This is a genomic window from Sinorhizobium fredii USDA 257, from assembly GCF_000265205.3.
GTDB lineage: Bacteria > Pseudomonadota > Alphaproteobacteria > Rhizobiales > Rhizobiaceae > Sinorhizobium > Sinorhizobium fredii_B.
The window spans coordinates 3,982,261-3,996,082 of the sequence record NC_018000.1 but is presented as its reverse complement, the minus strand read 5'-3'; the positions used below and the strand labels follow the sequence as shown (position 1 = coordinate 3,996,082).

14 protein-coding genes are annotated in these 13,822 nt (G+C 58.2%); 7 read left to right on the top strand and 7 right to left on the bottom strand.

The window, feature by feature from the left end:
• Window positions 1–76: 76 nt before the first annotated feature.
• The 3 genes from USDA257_RS18685 to USDA257_RS18675 form a co-directional block, all read right to left on the bottom strand.
• Window positions 77–754: a YoaK family protein gene (locus USDA257_RS18685; RefSeq protein WP_014764511.1), complete on the bottom strand. Its 678-nt coding sequence runs from the start codon at window positions 752–754 to the stop codon at window positions 77–79.
• A gap of 470 nt (window positions 755–1,224) precedes the next feature.
• Window positions 1,225–1,602, bottom strand: coding sequence for a hypothetical protein (locus USDA257_RS18680; protein WP_144051943.1), 378 nt, complete (start codon window positions 1,600–1,602; stop codon window positions 1,225–1,227).
• Between the two features lie 71 nt (window positions 1,603–1,673).
• Window positions 1,674–1,865: a hypothetical protein gene (locus USDA257_RS18675; RefSeq protein ID WP_014764509.1), complete on the bottom strand. Its 192-nt coding sequence runs from the start codon at window positions 1,863–1,865 to the stop codon at window positions 1,674–1,676.
• A gap of 117 nt (window positions 1,866–1,982) precedes the next feature.
• On the opposite strand from USDA257_RS18675, the gene USDA257_RS18670 reads away from it, so the two are divergent.
• Window positions 1,983–2,549, top strand: coding sequence for a type II toxin-antitoxin system VapC family toxin (locus tag USDA257_RS18670; RefSeq protein ID WP_014764508.1), 567 nt, complete (start codon window positions 1,983–1,985; stop codon window positions 2,547–2,549).
• A 132-nt stretch (window positions 2,550–2,681) separates the two neighbouring features.
• Here USDA257_RS18670 and USDA257_RS18665 read toward each other — a convergent pair whose 3' ends face one another.
• Together USDA257_RS18665 and USDA257_RS18660 are read right to left on the bottom strand one after the other, a co-directional pair.
• A complete protein-coding gene (locus tag USDA257_RS18665) occupies window positions 2,682–3,635 on the bottom strand; it encodes a helix-turn-helix domain-containing protein (protein WP_014764507.1) in 954 nt (317 codons plus the stop codon).
• A 354-nt stretch (window positions 3,636–3,989) separates the two neighbouring features.
• Window positions 3,990–4,991: a YihY/virulence factor BrkB family protein gene (locus tag USDA257_RS18660; protein ID WP_014764506.1), complete on the bottom strand. Its 1,002-nt coding sequence runs from the start codon at window positions 4,989–4,991 to the stop codon at window positions 3,990–3,992.
• 1,110 nt (window positions 4,992–6,101) lie between these two features.
• On the opposite strand from USDA257_RS18660, the gene USDA257_RS18655 reads away from it, so the two are divergent.
• The 5 genes from USDA257_RS18655 to USDA257_RS18635 all read left to right on the top strand — a co-directional run bounded on the left by USDA257_RS18655 (window position 6,102) and on the right by USDA257_RS18635 (window position 12,652).
• The gene (locus tag USDA257_RS18655) at window positions 6,102–6,482 is read left to right on the top strand and encodes a hypothetical protein (protein ID WP_014764504.1); all 381 of its coding nucleotides are present in this window, start codon (window positions 6,102–6,104) and stop codon (window positions 6,480–6,482) included.
• Between the two features lie 123 nt (window positions 6,483–6,605).
• On the top strand, window positions 6,606–7,358 hold the full coding sequence (locus USDA257_RS18650) for a hypothetical protein (RefSeq protein WP_041414397.1): 753 nt from the start codon (window positions 6,606–6,608) through the stop codon (window positions 7,356–7,358).
• Entirely contained in the window at window positions 7,358–9,721 is a 2,364-nt protein-coding gene (locus tag USDA257_RS18645) for a transposase (RefSeq protein ID WP_014764502.1), read from the top strand. The genes USDA257_RS18650 and USDA257_RS18645 overlap by 1 nt, the downstream gene beginning before the upstream one ends.
• A gap of 2 nt (window positions 9,722–9,723) precedes the next feature.
• Window positions 9,724–10,788, top strand: coding sequence for a TniB family NTP-binding protein (locus USDA257_RS18640; protein ID WP_014764501.1), 1,065 nt, complete (start codon window positions 9,724–9,726; stop codon window positions 10,786–10,788).
• Window positions 10,685–12,652 (top strand): TniQ family protein, encoded by a 1,968-nt coding sequence (locus tag USDA257_RS18635; protein WP_080605631.1) that lies wholly within the window; start codon window positions 10,685–10,687, stop codon window positions 12,650–12,652. Before USDA257_RS18640 ends, USDA257_RS18635 begins: the two co-directional genes overlap by 104 nt.
• A 71-nt stretch (window positions 12,653–12,723) precedes the next feature.
• Here USDA257_RS18635 and USDA257_RS37940 read toward each other — a convergent pair whose 3' ends face one another.
• Window positions 12,724–12,870, bottom strand: coding sequence for an SDR family oxidoreductase (locus USDA257_RS37940; protein WP_223843339.1), 147 nt, complete (start codon window positions 12,868–12,870; stop codon window positions 12,724–12,726).
• Window positions 12,871–13,197: 327 nt separating this feature from the next.
• Between USDA257_RS37940 and USDA257_RS36160 the strand changes: the two genes are divergently transcribed.
• Window positions 13,198–13,392 carry a hypothetical protein gene (locus tag USDA257_RS36160; protein ID WP_144051942.1) on the top strand — a complete coding sequence of 65 codons (195 nt, stop codon included), beginning with the start codon at window positions 13,198–13,200 and terminating at the stop codon, window positions 13,390–13,392.
• Window positions 13,393–13,536: 144 nt separating this feature from the next.
• Here USDA257_RS36160 and USDA257_RS37190 read toward each other — a convergent pair whose 3' ends face one another.
• Entirely contained in the window at window positions 13,537–13,701 is a 165-nt protein-coding gene (locus USDA257_RS37190; protein ID WP_014764499.1) for a hypothetical protein, read from the bottom strand.
• Between the last annotated feature and the right edge of the window lie 121 nt (window positions 13,702–13,822).

Here is a 13,822-nt window from a genome sequence, read left to right as displayed (position 1 = left end):
GCGCCCGCAAACCGTGACGGCCCAAACCGGGCTGCCAAACCTGATTTGATGCTGGTGCCAGATGGGCACATTCGCACTAGCGATTTTGGATGAACCTGCTTTGCCAGCGGCGGGGTATTTGAAACGCTGCGGCAGTAAGCAATAAGGCGGCAAGCGACGGCACCCATAAGGCGAGATCCCCTGCTTCTCGCACCAGGACCGCCCCTATGATGGCTCCTGCGAACATGCCGAGCCACGGCACGATCTGAATGATCCAGTACGTGTTGCGGACGCCCATCGCCCAACGTCCGAGTCCTCGGCCGAAGCGCGAGAGTGCTCCCGTGACGTACGTCAGGCCAACCGGCAGACCTTCGATCTGTTCGACTGAGGCGTTGACGGCTCCCATGGCGAAGATGAGCAAAAGGAAACGGAGCTCTGTTTGATTGGCAGACAACGCAGCGCATGCGAGCAGAACCGATACAAACAACAAGGCGGCTTGCGGTCTAAACCGGATCGATACAATCACTCCCGCGGCGTTCCCGAGTACGAAGCTGACCAGCCCTCCGATGAGAAGCAACCCTCGAGCGACATCGCCTTGGACGAGGGCGACGGATGCGCGGGTCGTGTTGCCGCTCATGAAGGACACGAAGTCTCCGATGGACATGAGTCCTATGGCGTCGGTCATGCCCGCCAGGAACGATATTGCGGCGATAAGCGCCAGACCAACAGAACTCCGCTGGCGCTTTATGATCTGCCGCCGCCGCTGCACCGTCATTGGTTTTGCCCAAGTTGAAACGCACGAAGGAAAGCAAACCGGGCCCGCTGTGGCAAGCACTCCAACTGCACTGAGCACCCTGCACTCGCAGAAAGTATGCGAGGCTAGCTGCTCCCAAAGCGATGGATTGCACAACTGGGTATCGGCTCGCAGGCAGCATGTCGGCTGCTCAGTGAGGTGACCACCCGCCCGTCCAGTTCTACGAAGCGCCAGGATACTTCCTGCCGCGATCCCTAGTCCGTGTCGATGATCTCCATATCAGCGAGACGCTCTGCGGTTGCGACCGATTCTAGTAGCGAAAGCCCAGCTCGGATGAGTCGCAGGAACAGTTCTCCGTTCGGCGGAATTCATCTTCGAGCCTGACTGCCATGGGCGCGCCCTTTCAACCTCCCCAGCAACCTGCATCAAAGCCTTCTCATAGCCAAGCATCCAATTCGGCAGCGAGCGTTCTATGCAGAGCACAGCTCACATCAGAGTTGACCTTCAATCTTCACGACAGGGGGGAGTGCGGCAAGCACCATCTCCGCATCAATTGCGATGCCGGCCGACCGCGCCTTCCTCCGAGCCTCTCGCGCGATCTTTGCGATGTCCACCCCGGTGAAGGCCTCGGTCGCCGCGGCGACCCGTCGAATGTCGCCTTCCATCAGGTCTCGTCCGAAATACGTGCCCACAATCACCTTGCGGTCATTGGACTGCCACTGGATGTGGCGAATAGCGTGGTGAAACGGATAATGCGTGACCGCGCGCCTCGCTCGCATATTTTGGTGGCGACCATGGAGTTTTTCAGCAAAATCAAAACCCGAACCAGCCGCAGATCTAAACTGTGGATGGCCGAGTGGTCCGGACATGATCAGTACCTGACCTCCCATTTGGGTTTCGCTGACACGTCGCGACGATCCAAACTTATACCGCCGCTTACCTAGGTGTCGTCCGGCCCGCCGCTCGTCAGAAACTCCTTAGCGCTGCCCTTCTTGCCTCGCGCCGAATATGAAACAGTAAAGACTCCTTCTCCATCAAAAACGAGCTGGGGGCCGTCCTCCTTTGCGGCCTCGAAGACTTCATTGAGGTCTGTCCCGGCATCGGACAGGTCCCACTTGTTGTCTTGAGCCATCTTGAATCCTCGCGATCGAAACTGCGAATCCTATGAACCGCCGTAACGCCAAATTAACCATAACTGGCGTCGAATCCATATCGATTCGTTGGATGCGGACCAAGGGGAGTTCGCAGCATGCAGGCGAACTTCATCTTACTGGACACCAGTGTCCTGAGCGAAGCGCGGCGATCTGTGCCGCACGAGGACGTGCTGGCATTCCTGTTCCAGATACCTCCGGGCGCCGTTGCGGTCGCCCCTCCTGTAATCTTCGAACTCGAACGGGGCGCGATCAATGCGGGTATCCTTGACCAGGAACGCGGCCGACGCTTTTCGGACTGGGTCGACGATCTCCTCAAGACCGACGTCCACACGCCGGCGGTCGATGCTGGCGTGAAAAAGCTGCTGGCAAGAATGTCCATGGTGCCCGAGCTCGCCGGGTTCTGGCGAAGTCCGGACAATTCGTCGAAGATGAGGTTCGGATGCGACCCAGAAATAGCTGCTGTGGCGATAGTGCATGGCATTCCAATCGCCTCATGCGACGTCGGCGACTTCCTCAGGATCCACCGGCACTTTCCCCTCCCCGGCCTCTATAGCCCTCTCGATGGAATCTGGCATGTCGAACCATCTCACGGTTGGCACATTCCGGAACTCGGAGAGCCGGGCCCAGACGACTGGCGGCAGATGATCGTCCCAATCAGCTAGATCCCCGGTCCTAGAGCCGCACATTGGTAGGTCGCGGCGATCGGACGAAGAGAAGAACCGTAGCGTCTTACTCCCTCTCCGAACGCAAAGAGAAAGTTAGGGTGCGGGGGCATTCCCAACAGTGCGGCGGATTCAAGTCAGTGAAACCCGCTTCATCTTCCGGTAGAGCGTAGCGCGGCTGATCCCGAGGATGTCGGCGGCCATCGAGACGTTACCGTTGTTGCGCGACAGCACGCGGCGCAGGGCCGCTCTTTCGGCATCCGGCAACTCTCCGCCCTCGCGCAGGTCCTCCTGCAGCAGGTCGGAGGCAGGAACTCCGGCGGCTATGCGTCTGTCGTCGAGGCCAAGCGACACGCGCGCCGCCCGCGTCGCTCCGAGGACGAGGTCGTCGCGGTCGACTGCGAGAAGCGCGGGGCCGGCACGGTCGACGGGCACCAGCACAATGCGAGCACCGGCAAAGGCGCGGCGGAAGAGGTTCGCCTCGATACGAGCCGCTGCATCGCGCACGGCCTGAGCAAGGATCGACACGATTGCCTCCGAGGCATCGCCGCGGCAGGTGGACACGTCCAGCGCCGCCGCGAGGCGCCCGGCTTCGTCGCGGACCGGCGCAGTGGCGCAGCTCAAGCCGATATTGCGACTGAGAAAGTGTTGGTCGCGTTGGATGACTACCGGACGTTCGTCTGCGATCGCCGTACCGATGCCGTTGGTTCCGACGCTCGCCTCGCTCCACACAGTGCCCGACCACAGGCCGATGTCACGAAAGTCCGCATCGTCGCCGGCCGCGCCTCGGCGTTCGAGCGCGATGCCCTTCTCATCGGTAAGCAGCAGGCAGCAGCCGGCCTTTCCAACAATGGCGAACAACCGGTCGAGTTCGCCACCGGCCTCTGAGATCAAAACGCCGGATCGCTCGCGCGCTTGCAGCAATTCGGCTTCGGGGAGGCGCCACGGCAGCCTTGCTTCCTCTGGCGCTAGGCCGTGACGAGTCATGCAGCGGCGCCAAGACGCGGCGACCGGCGAACTCACCGCGGCCGACGACTGATTCGCGACACGGTAGACCTGCTCCGAGTGATCCTTGATTGAAGGCATCCGCTTCCTCCCAGGATCACGATCACCCTGGACCAAATCGCGTCAAGGTCATGAACGTGATCGGTTCGCATAAGCGGGAGCGCGATGCGGCAGCAGGACCGCGTGTTCATCGCGCTCGACGTCCTCCCGCGGAAAAAAGCTCGCGCCGGTCTCCCGGCTCGGCGCGACTGCGTCGGACCGCACTATACGCATTGATTGTGCGACACGTCCATCAGGTCATCTCGTTGCATGGCCCGCCACGGCCGGATGGAGCTCGAGAATATAACAATGCACCACCAGCGTAACCCCAATGTCTGGCGAGACAGGACATCCCGAGCGGGCAAGGCCCCGTTCTTGACAGCGCAGGACCGGAACTCAATCGCTTTTCTCGCCTATTGTATCGGCCACGTAAGCATCGCGGTCGCCCATTTTCTTGGAAGGACCCATGGTGGTATCCCGCGCCGTCTGGTGCTCCAGTTCGGCGTTGAGCTCTGCGCCGACGATGATGATGATAGTCGACAGCCAGATCCAGAGCATGAAGCCGATCAGCGCACCCATGGCGCCGTAGGTGGCGTTATAGTCTGCGAAGTTGTCGATGTAGAACGAGAACAAGAGCGAGGCCGGGAGCCAGCAGAGCGTGCTGAGCGCCGCGCCCCAGGTGAGCCACCTCAACTTCGGCGGATCGCGGTCGGGTCCGTATCGGTAAAGCAGGGCTATTGCCGCGCCGATCAACAGCAGCAGCACCGGCCAGCGCAGAATCCTTGCGAGGCTCTCCAGCCACCGGTCAAGCGAGAGAAAGGCGAGGACTGCCGGCAAGACCGCGATCGCAGCGATCAGGACAGCCGTGACGAGGAGACCAGCCGCCGTAAAGGCAAGACTAAGCATAGTCAGCCGGATGAAGCCGCGCTCTTCGACTTCGTCGTAGGCGATATTCATGGCATCGAAGAGTGCTGCGATCCCGGCACGGGCACTCCAGAGCGCGACGACCAGCCCGGCGATGAAGCCGATGCTCAGACTGGAGGGCTTCTGCGACGTGATGGCCTGCAACTGGTCGGTGACCAACTGCAGCGACTGGGCAGGCAAAACGGCCGCCAGATAGGCGATCTGCTCGCCGATGGCAGTCGGATCCGAAACGAGCCCGTAGATCGACACCAGCGATGTCAGTGCTGGAAATAGGGCGAGAAGGATATAGAACGTGACGCCGGCTGCCACGAGCGTCACCCGATCTTCGCTGACCTGTGAAACCACCCGCCAGAAGACGTCGCGCAGGCCGAGCGCCGGGAAGTCGCCTGGGGTGCTGGCGGTCCTTCCTCTCCCCGGATCGCCCGTTCCACCGCCTTTGCTTCGTCTTCTTGGGAGTTCATTTTGAGACCTCATAGTCCGAGCATCGCGAACATTGGCGCGCCGCACCTGCTGCGCAGCACTTGATGTGCGCCGATGAGCGCCTCCCACTGCGATTGATGACAGGAACGCCGCTGTCGACGCAGGCGCATTTGGGGCAAGCTATCGGCTTTAGCGTCTCGGTGGCTCGTTAGCTTCATTCAAACGAGCCACTTTGTGCCTTGTTCCCCTTGAGGTGGTTGAGGCGAAGGTAACGCGAAAGGGCTGTGTCTTCAGATCGTACCCGGAGGTTCTTCGCCACGACATGTGATGAGCACTGATCCTCGCCTGTGAGCAGCGTTGCTTGAACGCCATTGACGCCAGCTTCGTCGGCTGCACGGTCGGACCGCCATCGACTTCTCTCGTTTTGAAACAACTCAGGACTCGTACGGGGATGGCGGTTACTAATTGTTGACAACAAGGATTCGACGTACGCAAAAAATTACTATGCGATAACTATAAATTGGACCTAGACAGCCGCCCTCCGCGACTTCTCTTCTCACATGTCCAAAAAATATCTTTCCTAGGTGATTTTTCATCTTGATTAAAATAATGAGATCTGCGCTTTATGCCGCCACCGCACCATAATGGGCGGCCTCGAACTGAGACGGATAGTCATGACGATGATACCAGCAATTGGGCAACAAGGTTGCCGGCAAGCGTCCTAAGGCGCCGTGGTATCTATGCCGCGGCCGAAACGGACGCCCCGGCACTCCTCGATAAGTTTTCCAAGCAACCGGGAATTTGAGGAAGCAGACATGACTAACCAGGGTCTCCACCCCATCCATCTCCAACAACGCTTCCAAGCGTTCCAGCCAGCGCGCTAACCACGTCGGAAGTCTCTCTTCCGTCCGGTTCGCTCGGCTGCGGAACGCTTACGAAATCGCGTGAACTCAGGTTCGCCGCCGAGTAGTCGTGCGTCTACGCGCCGAACCTGCCAGATGGACGAGACTGAAATGAAAAACTTTGTCGACAAGCAGGAGTTGACGGATCTCAAAGTACGGATCCGCCGCGCTCTCTTTCCCGCAGGAGACTGCGATCAACGAGGCGCGCTCGCGCTCTAAGCCCGAAGAGATTCTTAAAGAACCGAAAAAGGAGTACTGCGCCATGTCGCAGAATGCATACGCATGTGTTTTCGAGAGCCGCCTCATGGAGAATTCCGAGCTCCGCAACTGGTTCACGCGCCAGCGCAGCCGCACCTTCACCTACCAGGAAACGGTGCTGCAGTGCGTGGTCGCGTTGGCATACGTCGACCGTCGCCGCCCGACAGTCCGCGAGCTTTGGCACGAACTACTGGTGTTGATCGATGAGGACGCCCGCATGATGCCCGAGCGCAGCCCCATGCGTCGTCCCTCGTACAGCACCTTCCGCAATCGTATCGCCGACCTGCCGCGCGAAGCCGTTTGGATGACGCGCAACGGGCGTCGTCCGACATCGTTCGCCGCCTCGGCGATGCGTTTCCAGTCCGCCGTTCCCGAAGCCATCTGAGATTACGAAAGGATAGGCCTATGATCCAGGTGCTCAATCAGCTTGAAGCCCTCTATTTTGCTCGCCAGGGATATTATCCCTGGGCGCGCCCTTACGAGCGCAAGACATACGTCGCGACGCCCGATGCGGGTTATCGCGGCGGCATTGCGTCGACTAGCGACCGAGGCGCGCAAATATAAGGAATCGATCGAAGAGCTACTCGGCTTCACGGTCTACTACGATGTGGTGCCCGCCCCGGCCGGCCGAAAGGTTGCGCTGAAGTCGCGTTCCTCCTGCCGCATCCTGATGTGTGCACCGGGCACCAACCAGTACCTGGTCTTCGAGAGCCTCTTCGAGCGGGACTGCGCGGTCGTCTTTTGGGCGATGAAAAGCGTTCGCTCAGTCGAAGCGCAGTACGGTCCCATCGAATGGACCGACGAAGACGGCGTCATCCACGAGCACTGGGCGGACCTGCGTGTGCAGTACGACAACGGCGAAGTCGTCCTCTACTGCGTTCGCCCTGCGGAGAAGGTCAAGCGCGGCGCGCTGAAAGCTATGGTTGAAGATATTTGTAACCATGCGCTCAAGTATCACGCGCACCGCATCGAAATTCTCACGGAGAAGGTGGTGACGAAATCCGATATTTACCGGGCTCGTGAAATTTTGGCGGCGCGACGCCTCAAGAACTCCCCCGACTGCGCGCGACTCGTGGAACTGCTCAAGACGAAGACCAAGCCGGTCCGCGCCTTCGAGCTTCTGGACGAGTTCGGCCTCGGGGGAGCCGGGTGGATAGCACTTTGGAATCTGATGGGGGATGGCTTGGTCGAGCATGTCACCAGCGACAAGTCGCTGACTTTTGAACCCGTTTCATTTGTCCGCGCGCGGAGGGCAAATTAATGGACGACGCAAAACCTTTCACGGCCGCTCGCTTGTCCGTGGTCGACAGGGTCGAGATGAACGGCGGGGCTTTTCGTGTGAGGCCCTCCCAAAACAGGAAAGGCTACGTCTTTACTGAGATCGGAGCCGCCGGACCCGAAGAGTTCTACACATATGCAGAAATCGCGCGGTTTATCCGCCGCCGCGCGATCGTTATCAAGAGGAACTACTACTCCGAAGAGGAAGCCATCAAGCGCAAGAAGAAGTTGATCGATCCGGCCATTATCCCGGAGCACATCATGTATCGCGCTCGAATGATCACGAGATTCCTTGAAGAGGAGAAAGCGGGGCGTCGCTCCCGATCGGACGAAAGCATTTTGGATTTCTATGACGATTACGCAGCGGAATACGAGAAGCACATTCCGGCCCCTCGCGGAGGGCGGAAAAAGGTCGTTATCGAGACGCATCACCTCTGCACGCCTCGACATTTCATGCGTCTCGTCAACAGGTTCGAGGAAGGATATAGAAGCCCTTTGTCCCTCATGTATGGGGGCGACCCCGGCGACGTCTCGCCACCTCGGCGCAAACTGTCGGATCGGACGAACCAACTTCTCGACGCAGAAGCACGGAAGCTCGCCACCGCGAAGCGTATCGACATCGCCCTCCATTGGCAGCTTCTGGAAGCCACGAATGAGGCGAGCGACGATCCCGTTCCTCTTCCACATATCCGCACATTCTATCGACGGGTGGCCGAACAGAAGAGGATGCTTATCGATCTCGGTCAGTTCGGCGAGGAGGTCACGAGAGACAAGCACGAGTTGTCTAAGACGGCAAATCGAAAGTTCCGACCTCTCGAGAGGATCGAGATGGACGAGGACAAGCTCGATATCATCGCGCTGCTAAAGGGCACCCGACTTTGGAATGTCATAAGTCCTGAGATCCAGGAGAAGATCTTCCTTTTGAAGGACCGGTTTTGGGCATCGATGGCCATCGACTGCGGTACGAGATCGATCCTGGCGCTACGTCTTCTGGACTCTGATCCAAACGGACGGTCGGGCGTCGCCACGTTGCATATGGCCGTCATGCCAAAGGACAATTTCGCCGAAGCGGCGGGTACGGAAAGCGACTGGGTTCAATTCGGGATCCCGGAAGAAGTGGCCACCGATCACGGTGGCGCTTACCTCGATGCGGAATTCCACGCCGCCGTGCTCGCACTCTGCGGCAGCCACCTCATGCCCCCAACCGGAACTCCGAGGCTACGAGGCAGGATCGAACGCTTTTTCAAAACGAACAAGAGATGGCTGCGTCTTTTTACGGGCCAGACGTTTTCCAATCCGATCGCTCGTGGTGCTTATGATTCAACAACGAACGCCTCTATGGACTTTGAGGAACTCGGCCGATGCCTTGTCCGTCTCATCGTCGATGCCTACCACCTAATGAAGCACAAAGGGCTCGGCGGTCAGAAGCCGATCGACGCCTGGGGAAGATTGACGAGGGATCATCCGGTGCTAACGCTCGATGATCCTGAAAGAGAAGGCCTCATATTCGGATTGAACGCCGGCAAGAGAAAAATTTCCAGGTCCGGCATCGTCTGCCTAGGCATCCCCTATTACAGCGCCGAGGTTCAGGCCCTGTTTGCGTACTATAAGAACAAAGAAGTCATCATCAGGGTCAATCCATACAACCTCGGCCTCCTAGGCTTCCGCACGGTGGCTGACGACGGGTTCTTCTGGGTGAAGGCGGCGGTTCCGGGGTTCGACGGCGTCTCCGCCATCGAATGGGTCGCGACGAAGCGTCTTCTGGATGAGGCGTACTCCCAGCACGATATCCAGGACTTGAAAACCATCTCCCAGGCGCTGACGCAGGTGATGAACACCGCGAAGTTCTCCGAGGACAGGCACAACGTCGCCTCGCACGTCGTCACCAAGGAAGACTACGACAATTTCGAGAAACAGGTTTTCAACGGATACGTTGTCGGGAACAGGTCCATCCCGGACTACGATCCTGATCCAGAGCTGTTCCTCATCGACAATCTTCCACAGAGCGGCAACTCCGGGGCGGATGACGCAGCGGAGCTGCTGATTGAAGCTGACGACGAGGACAACGGCGGCAGCAACACTCTCGGTCCGTCGGTGGGGCAGTTCGATCCGAACGAATTCGCGCGGCGGCGAGAGCAGGACGGCGTGGCACCTCCCCTAGCCACGCCACCGACGCCGAAGGAGACAAAAGCAAGGCCAAAGAAGGAAGAGCCTCAGCGCCAGACAACTGTCACCGATCTTCTGCGAGGAACGCACGAGGTATTGCCAAGAAAGGCCAAAGAGAAGGGTCGCACCGCCGGGAGACTCCGCACGTTCAAGTCCGACTGGAGCGACGAGGAGAAGTGACCGTGAGACCCGCGATAAGCGAGAAGCCCGAGCTTTCGAGCTCCAAGGACGCGAACGCGCAAGTCGTTGCCGCAGCGGCGACGAAGGGCTTGGATGCCAAAGGCCTTCGCATAATGTCCACTATGAAGAGGGTGAAGTCGGCATACTTCGCCACACCGAACGACAAGTATGTTGATGTGCCTTTCGAACGGATGAAACGAGCCGTTTCCAGCATGGATCCGGACACCTTCGCAGTGGCAATCCACGGCGAATCTGGAACTGGCAAGTCCACGCTCCTGGAGCAGCGTTTAAAAGAGGAGATATCCTTCCAGCCGATACCCGATGGTTACGGCAATCACCTTTATCCTGTCCTATACGTCAAGGCTCCGTCGAAGGCATCTATGATAGATCTCGGTGAGGAGATGCTGGATGCGATGGGCTATCCAGTTACCCGCAGGAAGGGCGAGAGCGAGATTGTCAGGGACGTCCGCAACTACCTGCGGAGGCGTGGTACGAGGGTCGTCATAATAGACGAATTCCAGCATGTTCTGGACGCGCCTAAGATGAAGGGGCCTACCCATGTGGCGGACTCGATCAAGAACCTCCTGCAAAATCCGAAGTGGCCCATCTTCATCGTCCTTCTCGGCCTTCCCGAAATCAAGGAAGTCGTGCTGCGCGACCCGAAGGATCAGTTGCTGCGGCGCGTCGATGACTTTCCCCTATTGGAAATGTCCTTAGAGAATGACGGCGAGTTGGTAGCGCGCATCATCTTGGAACTTGTAGAAAAGCGGGCAGGACTTCGCATGTCCGCCGACGTGCCGCCGGACTTCATCGAGCGCCTCATGTTCGGTGCCCACTTCCGATTCGGCATGATTATGAAAATCATCTACCACGCGATCGAAGACGCGCTGGAGAACGATCAGGAAGATGTAACCGCACAAAGCTGGGAAGAAGGCTATCGTCGTCTCGTGAACGGTGACTACGATGCCGACAACAATGTCATCGCTTCCGATGATTGGCGGAAGATCGTTCGGCCCATCAACCGGAATGGTGTCTTCGGCCCGGTCTCGAAGCGCCCCAGTAGCTAGGCCCGCCATGTTCCGCGTCCCTCTATTCGATGACGAGATTCTGACCAGCTATTGTTCGAGATTGGCTGCGGCCAACGTCAAAACCGCTCCGGATTTTTGCTTGGACATGGGGATCCGTTTCCAAGATGTGATCGGAGGTACAGATGCCGCCATTCGAAAATTGGCTGAAATTGGTGGCGTCTCGATCGCACGATTGAACGACGCCGCTGTCGGCAAGATCGGAAAGAGCTGGATTGTCGGCGGCGAGGCTATTCTAGAACGCTTTTACATTCGAACTCACCTGAAGATATGTCCCAAGTGCTTTGAGGAGGACGATCAAGCCCTGGACCGAATGCCCGGCACCCGTCAATACATGCGACGAACCTGGCCCTTGCAGTTCTTGAGGACCTGCCCGCATCATCACTGCGCTCTCAATGATCTCGGTCGGTCCCCTCTGCACGCAAATCGATGCCATGATTTCGTTGAGAGCCTTTTGGCAGCCGATATCTATCAAGATTATGGGGCTGTCCGGTCGCGACGTATCACTGACTTCGAACGATTCTCGATCGACCGCTTGAACGGCGTCCGGCAGCACGGCCCTCTCCTCGATGAAATGCCGCTAGACCGTGCCGGTTACCTTTGCGAAGTACTTGGCACCGCAATACTCTTCGGGATCAATGCGGATCAGAGCGCACTCGATGATGAGCACCTATGGCGCGCAGGCGAGAACGGCTACGGATATCTCTCTCGAGGTGTCAGCGGCCTCCATGAAGCACTCGATTTGTTCCACGAGCGGGCGCCCCTGCTCAAATCCGATTTCGGCGGCGGCAAACTCTACGGGCGTTTCTACAAAATCCTTTACGATCAGAAAGATCCCGCCTGGGACGCCGTGAAGCGAGCCATCCACGAATATGCGTTCGAGGTCCTTCCGCTAAGCATGTCAGCCAACGTCTTCGGCACGTCTGATAAAGCGCGCTGTCTTTCCGAGACGGAGCTACGTCAGCAATTCGGACTAAGACCCAGCCACATGCGAAAGATGGCAGTCGCCCTTGGAATGCTGGAGCCTTCATCAGCCAACTCCGGAGCGATACCCAAGGAGGTCGCCTTCAAGGTAGGAAAGATTCTAGCAGACTCTCTACTAGCCAACCAAGCGGCGGCGGCAGTCGGTCTGTCCTATCCAAATTTTGCGAAGTACAGGCGCGAGGGGCTGTTCGTCCCGGTCATCGTGCCTGGCAATGGCGTCACGTTGTCCGAGAGATTTTCTCGAAGAGCTCTCGAAACCTTCATCGAGAGCATCCGACCGACAGAAATTTACCCGGTAGCGGAGCACCTGAAACCTATAAATACCGCAGCCAGGCTCTCCAGCTACAGGGCGATCGACATAATAAGGCTGCTTCAAGCTCACAAGCTGAAGCATGTAGCTTGGGACTGGGGCAAAGTTGGCCTCGAGGCCGTGTTGGTCGATCCGACAGAGTTGGAGGCTTTCATTATCAAGCCAGAAATTGAAGATCTGTCACTCGATGAGGTGGGTGAAATTTGGAAGATTGGCCGCGACGCTGCAGCAGACCTCTGTGAGTCAGGTTGTCTCGCCTCCTACATTGGAAGAAACGGACACAATCAGTCTACCCGCTATGTGAGACCCGCTGACGCTGAAGCTTTCTTTAGCAGGTTTATAACCTTCCGGGGTGCTCTTAGGGAGCACAATGTCACCATGAGAAGGTTGCGACTTGCACTTAAGCGCTCCGGCATTCTCGCGCCCATACCCGAAGGCAAAAAGCACCCGCAGTTCTACCTACGATCCGAGATCGCTGCGGCATTGGATGTTATAAGGGACGAGCCAATACCAGGCGAACGTTCAGGTCCTTCGGCGACCTCGTCGTCGTAGTACCGCTAGTCCGCAGCACTATATTCGCTCCTCATGATTTGTGCCGAGCCTCCCGAGGTGTGAATCGGAAATCAGTATGCTCTGGTGAAGCCACCATCCTGCGATAGATTGATACCGGTCAAGTGGTCTGACAAATCCGAGAGGAGCATCTCGATCGTTCGAGCCGCTTCCTCCGAGGTTCCGTACTTGCGAAGCGGTACGTTCTCGGTATCCCCCATGAGTTCTTCCGGGGAAATGCCACCGGCATCGGCACGCGCCTGTAGGCAGGCCGAGATAGTGCGGCGTAAGCGTGCCACCGAAAGAGACCGTATTGACGTGGATGCCGCGCGGTCCAAGCGCGAAAGCGAGGGTCTTGGCCTCGGCAAGCCAGGCGGTTGCCCGTCGCGTAGGGACCGAGAACCTGGGCGGAGAAAATCCCTGACACCACCACCACCTTAGCGCGGCGGCCCTCGGCGGGGTTCGGCCGCGGTCTTCACCGGGTGCGTACGGTCGGCCGCTCGCTCAGGCGGATGTTCTCTTATTGCGTCCCATCACGCGCTCAACCAATGACATTGGTTCCTCATTTCCACGACGTCCTTGACGTCAAGAGCGTCATTGTTTTCATTACTTTATCTTGGTTAACATGCGACATAGTTCGTGTCATCGTACAAACAGCAGCAGCCATCACCACCACGCAGCAACTGCTGGTGAAACAAGGCGATTTTCTTCCGGGCACCTCCGTGGTGCCCGGAATTGCTTAACTGAGTACGCCTGAATGCTCGTGTGCGGGCTGCGGAGGAACGCAGCTATTTACTGATGACGAGGGAGCGCCTGGAGTGCTCGCCCGGATAAATCACCTGGAGATAGCAATCCGCGTTGGCCGGAAGAAGCAATTCCACCCGTTCTCATGGTAGGCTCGGCGGCGCGATGAACTGGTAATACGCCCACACCAGGATCAATGCCGCGATTACCGCGAGCCAGGTAAGGGCCTTGCGCTGCCATTGATTGACCGACCTTGGCTTCTGCTTTGGTTTCCGTCGGTCAAACTTAATGATGTTGTCGTCGCTCATATGACCCCTCGTTGGACGGCGGTGGACTTCATAGCACGGAGCCGGTGCGAAATGCACCGGTTCCGATCACATGGCTCTCGCTTTGACATCGCCCCTGCTTTGCGATGCGCTATCGATATGG

Excerpts from the sequence above, each read along its gene's own strand:
- USDA257_RS18685 (WP_014764511.1), bottom strand. The coding sequence starts at position 754 with ATGACGGTGCAGCGGCGGCGGCAGATCATAAAGCGCCAGCGGAGTTCT.
- USDA257_RS18680 (WP_144051943.1), bottom strand. The coding sequence starts at position 1,602 with ATGTCCGGACCACTCGGCCATCCACAGTTTAGATCTGCGGCTGGTTCG.
- USDA257_RS18675 (WP_014764509.1), bottom strand. The coding sequence starts at position 1,865 with ATGGCTCAAGACAACAAGTGGGACCTGTCCGATGCCGGGACAGACCTC.
- USDA257_RS18670 (WP_014764508.1), top strand. The coding sequence starts at position 1,983 with ATGCAGGCGAACTTCATCTTACTGGACACCAGTGTCCTGAGCGAAGCG.
- USDA257_RS18665 (WP_014764507.1), bottom strand. The coding sequence starts at position 3,635 with ATGCCTTCAATCAAGGATCACTCGGAGCAGGTCTACCGTGTCGCGAAT.
- USDA257_RS18660 (WP_014764506.1), bottom strand. The coding sequence starts at position 4,991 with ATGAGGTCTCAAAATGAACTCCCAAGAAGACGAAGCAAAGGCGGTGGA.
- USDA257_RS18655 (WP_014764504.1), top strand. The coding sequence starts at position 6,102 with ATGTCGCAGAATGCATACGCATGTGTTTTCGAGAGCCGCCTCATGGAG.
- USDA257_RS18650 (WP_041414397.1), top strand. The coding sequence starts at position 6,606 with ATGCGGGTTATCGCGGCGGCATTGCGTCGACTAGCGACCGAGGCGCGC.
- USDA257_RS18645 (WP_014764502.1), top strand. The coding sequence starts at position 7,358 with ATGGACGACGCAAAACCTTTCACGGCCGCTCGCTTGTCCGTGGTCGAC.
- USDA257_RS18635 (WP_080605631.1), top strand. The coding sequence starts at position 10,685 with ATGCCGACAACAATGTCATCGCTTCCGATGATTGGCGGAAGATCGTTC.
- USDA257_RS37940 (WP_223843339.1), bottom strand. The coding sequence starts at position 12,870 with ATGGGGGATACCGAGAACGTACCGCTTCGCAAGTACGGAACCTCGGAG.
- USDA257_RS36160 (WP_144051942.1), top strand. The coding sequence starts at position 13,198 with ATGACATTGGTTCCTCATTTCCACGACGTCCTTGACGTCAAGAGCGTC.
- USDA257_RS37190 (WP_014764499.1), bottom strand. The coding sequence starts at position 13,701 with ATGAGCGACGACAACATCATTAAGTTTGACCGACGGAAACCAAAGCAG.